Consider the following 4,092-nt stretch of genomic DNA (forward strand, 5'->3'; position numbering starts at 1 on the left):
GTGGCGGTCGACTGTAAGTCTTCCGGGCCAACACCCCAGCGCTGCTCCCAACCGGGATCGAACATGACGCTTCGGATGCTGTCGGAGGATGCGTCCCAGGGATAAGTCTCGGTGCTCACATCCAGGCCGCGATCCCTCGCGCCGTGAATCAGTTTGAGCAATGCAGGCGAGGCAGACATGCCCATGCTGTTCAGATGCATGATGTGCACACACGCACCTGTGATCGCGGCGTTGGCGATGTTCTCTTGGATCGACTCCAGCGTGCTGCCCGGCTCGACCAAGCTACCGTAACGAATGTGGGTGAACACGCAGGTCCGCAACTTCGCGGCCAGTCCGGTCACTTCCAGCTGCTCCCAGTGACTGGTACCGGGCGCGTACTGCGGAGTGCTGCCGATACCAATCGCACCGAGCCGCATCCCTCGCTCTAATTCAGCGATCAATTGCACACGTTGCTCCGGTGCAAGCGCTTTGTCGATATCATCGCGATAGACGATGTAAGGATTCGAGTTCAGTAACTGCAACGCCGACTCGCCGGCACCCTTCAACACAAAGAACCGTGCGCTCGTGTGGCTGACACTGGCGCCGTAGTTGATCAGCTCCTTGCCCGCCTTCTGCTCATACCAGGCCTGCACTGGAAACACGCCGGCCTCCAGTTCGAGCCGCGTCGTGACGCCGTCCTTCGCTTGAAACCTCGCGGTCTCATTGGTGGTTGAGTGCGAATGCAGATCGATAAAGCCTGGTGCGACCACCAAACCCCGAGCATCGATGGTGCGTTTACCCTTCAGCCGTTCACTGGCGACAGCGGCAATCTTGTGCCCAGAGACACCGACGTTACGAATGTCGTCGAGGCCGGTTTCCGGATCGATGACCCGAGCACCGGCATAAACGACGTCGTACACCTCATCAGCCGCGGGCGCCACCCCTATCATGCCGAGGAACATGAGCAAGGCACCGCACACGCGGCCAATGAAGCGTAGCTGCACGATTAGAACTCGTACCGGGCCGACAGCGACACGTTCGCCGGCTCGCCGATGACGTTGCCGTAGTACACCGTTTCGTAAGTATTGATGTAGTACTTCTCATCGAACAGGTTGTGCACGTTCAACTGAAATCTCCAGTTCTGGAAGGCATACGACGCGGTGGCATCGACGATGGCGTAGGCCGGCAGATCCTTGACCGAGTCGTCATACGTCGTGTTGACCGAGTCCACGTAGCGCGCACCCGCCCCCACCGTGAAGCCATCCAACAACTCGTAACTCGCGAACACACTCGCAGTGTGCTTCGGCAGATAAGTGATGGTCTTGCCGATCATCTCCGGCGATTCCTGATTCTTGGTGACTTCCGGATTCAGATAGGCGTAGCCGGCGTGCACTTGCCAGCGATCCGCGACCCGACCAATGACTTCCAGTTCGGCGCCACGATGACGCACTTCGCCCACTGCTTTGAAGCGATCTCCGGCCGGCGTGGTTTGATCGAACTCCGGCTTGTTGCTCTGAAGAATCTCGAACAACGCAGCCGTGAACAGCACGCGCCCACCGGGCGGTGCGTATTTGAGGCCCAGTTCTTTCTGTTCGCCGATCAGCGGCTTCAACGGGTTGTCATTGATGTCGCTCTGCCGCTGCGGCATGAAGGACTCGCTGTACGACAGATAGCCGTTGAAGCCCGGTGCGAATTCGTACGTCAGACCACCGCGATAACTGACTTCGCCGTCATATTCATAGGAGGCCGGCGACAGCGCGTCCGAGTCTCGGTCGAAATCAGTCCCTGAGTAGGACGCACCGACCAGCACCGTGAGCGGATCCAGAACCCGCAACACAGCCTGAGCCGAGTATGTGAGCAAGGAATCGTCGATCTTCAAGAAGTAGCCAGGATCCGTGATCGGCGCGGCGTTGATGATGTTGGTGATGGACCGCACGCCATCGAAGATGTTGCCCGAGCCGATGTAGTAGAAACGATGCTTGCCGTAATAGCTGCTTTCGTTATAGACCGCGCCGACCGAGATGAAGCTGTCGCTCAAGCCCAGGCCGTCGAGCTTGTAGACCGACGAGATGCCGGCAGCGAACACGTCTTCGGTACTGCCAAGGTTTTCTTCGTTGAACAAATCGATGCTGCCGTCCGCTTGCAGTCCGCCCGAGAAAATGGCGGCGCCTTCCTGCTCGTTGCGACTGAAGTTGCCTTTGACGCTGACCGACCACAGGTCAGTCACGTCCCAATCGAGGCCAGCCGTGACATACATGCGTTCGCCCTGCAGCTCGTACCGCGACTGGTCCGAGCCGATGAAGAATGAGCGCGCTACAGGCGGCTGGGTGCCATCTTCGAACTGCGGAATGCCATCGAACGAGGTCCGGGTGTTTTTCTCATAGCCGCCGCGCGCGTAAGCACTCAGCGAATCGGTGATGGCGAAATCCAAGCCGCCGTAGAGCACGGTGCGATCGTGTTTGATGATGTCCGTGAAGCTATCGCCCTGCTCATACGCGCCCACGCCGATGGCGCTGAGGCGACCGTCTGCACCGATGGCTCCGCCGACCTGACCTTCGATCCGATAGTTGTTCCACATGCCGATGTCGACGGAAAAATACTCAGGCGTTTCCGGCGTGGCCTTCTTGGTCACGACGTTGACGATGCCACCGGGACTGGAGGCGCCATAAACCACCGACGACGGGCCCTTCACGATCTCCAAGCGCTCGACCACGGCATAGTCGTATTCGGCCAGCGGAGCGCCGCTGCCCAGCGGCAGACCATCGACCGCCTCGCCATTGGTGAAGCCACGGAACTTGATGTCGGTGCGATAGTTCTCGCCATTGCCGGAGAAGATCGCGCCCGGGGTGTATTGCGCCACTTCGCCCAGCGTCTTGATGTCAGCCGCTTTCAGGAAGTCGTTGCTGATCAGGCTGATGGACTGCGGCACTTTCTCGATCGGCAACGGCAGATTGGTGGTGCCGCTGGTGTCTTCGTTCAAAAACCGGTAGCCGGTCACCACGATTTCTTCCAGCCCGGTGCCCTCGTTCGCGCCTTGCGCCCAGACCGGCACGCTCACGGTGATGGCGCTGAGGCCGGTGAGCAGCAGCGCTGCGGGTAATGCGGGCTTCTTGTCGCCGATCATGGTGTCACTCCCGAATTTGTTTTGATGGTTGCCAGGTCGAACATTATTCCATTTGTGGAATTTTATACGCCGATACGGAATTGATTGCAAATGCGGCATGGCGGCAGCGGCGTGCAGCGCTGCCTGAGCGTAATGGGTAGGGAGAATGGAGGCCGAGCGCCTCCGGAGACCGAAACGCTGTCGTTAGCCGGTACGGCGTCGACGCTGTTTTGTGATCGGAGCGATGCGCTTCGCTGGAGTGGCTTCAACAGCCGCCTCGGTGCGTAACACCGCGTCGTGAACCTTCCGCATTTCCTCTTGCGGAGCCACGCAAATCGACAAAGCACGGCACGGGCCTGGGCCATTGGCGAGGTAGGCATGCCCCATGCGGCTATCGAAGTACACAGACTCACCGGCTTTCAGCACCACCGGTGCATACAGCTCGGTGTGCAACTCCACCGCGCCTTCGAGCACGAATAGAAATTCCTCACCCGCATGCCGCATGAGTTCGCCGAATTCCTCGAGCGTGCGCGCGCGGTATTCAGTGAGAATCGGCGTCACCTGCTTCCTCAGCAGATCCGTCGATAGATAACGCAGTGTGTGATTCGACATCTCGATCAGCTCGCCATCGCCGATACGATTCAAGCTGCGTCGTCCCTGCTGTTCTGCTGTAGCCGCAGCCGCGACTGGCGCGGATGACACGAGCTGCGCGACGTCGACCGACAATCCGCGGCTCAATCGGGCCAGCAAATCGTAGGTGGGCGAAACGCGATCGTTCTCGATACGGGACAGCGTCGATGGCGGAATGCCGGTGCGCTTGCTGACTTCGGCAAGCGTCCATCCATTGGTTTTGCGCAGATGCTTGAGTGAAGCACCCGGCTTGGCGGTCGCCATGCGTGTTCCGGCTTAGACAGGGACTGGGATCTTATCCCGGCCTTGCATAGCCCGCAAACTTTGTTGCGTAAACGGAACGCGGCGCAGGATTACTTCGCCGCCGGCACGGCTCGGCC

General features: G+C 59.5%; 3 protein-coding genes. All 3 read right to left on the bottom strand.

Annotated elements, in window-relative coordinates; translation table 11 throughout:
• Window positions 1-983, bottom strand: a 983-nt coding sequence (locus tag JNL55_RS27975; RefSeq protein ID WP_293862475.1) for an amidohydrolase family protein, incomplete at its 3' end; no start/stop codon positions are given.
• 2 nt (window positions 984-985) lie between these two features.
• Window positions 986-3,103, bottom strand: coding sequence for a TonB-dependent siderophore receptor (locus tag JNL55_RS27980; protein ID WP_293862478.1), 2,118 nt, complete (start codon window positions 3,101-3,103; stop codon window positions 986-988).
• A 183-nt stretch (window positions 3,104-3,286) separates the two neighbouring features.
• The gene (locus JNL55_RS27985; RefSeq protein ID WP_293862481.1) at window positions 3,287-3,976 is read right to left on the bottom strand and encodes a helix-turn-helix domain-containing protein; all 690 of its coding nucleotides are present in this window, start codon (window positions 3,974-3,976) and stop codon (window positions 3,287-3,289) included.
• Window positions 3,977-4,092 lie beyond the last annotated feature (116 nt).

Origin of the sequence: Steroidobacter sp., from assembly GCF_016790065.1 — a bacterium.
GTDB lineage: Bacteria > Pseudomonadota > Gammaproteobacteria > Steroidobacterales > Steroidobacteraceae > Steroidobacter.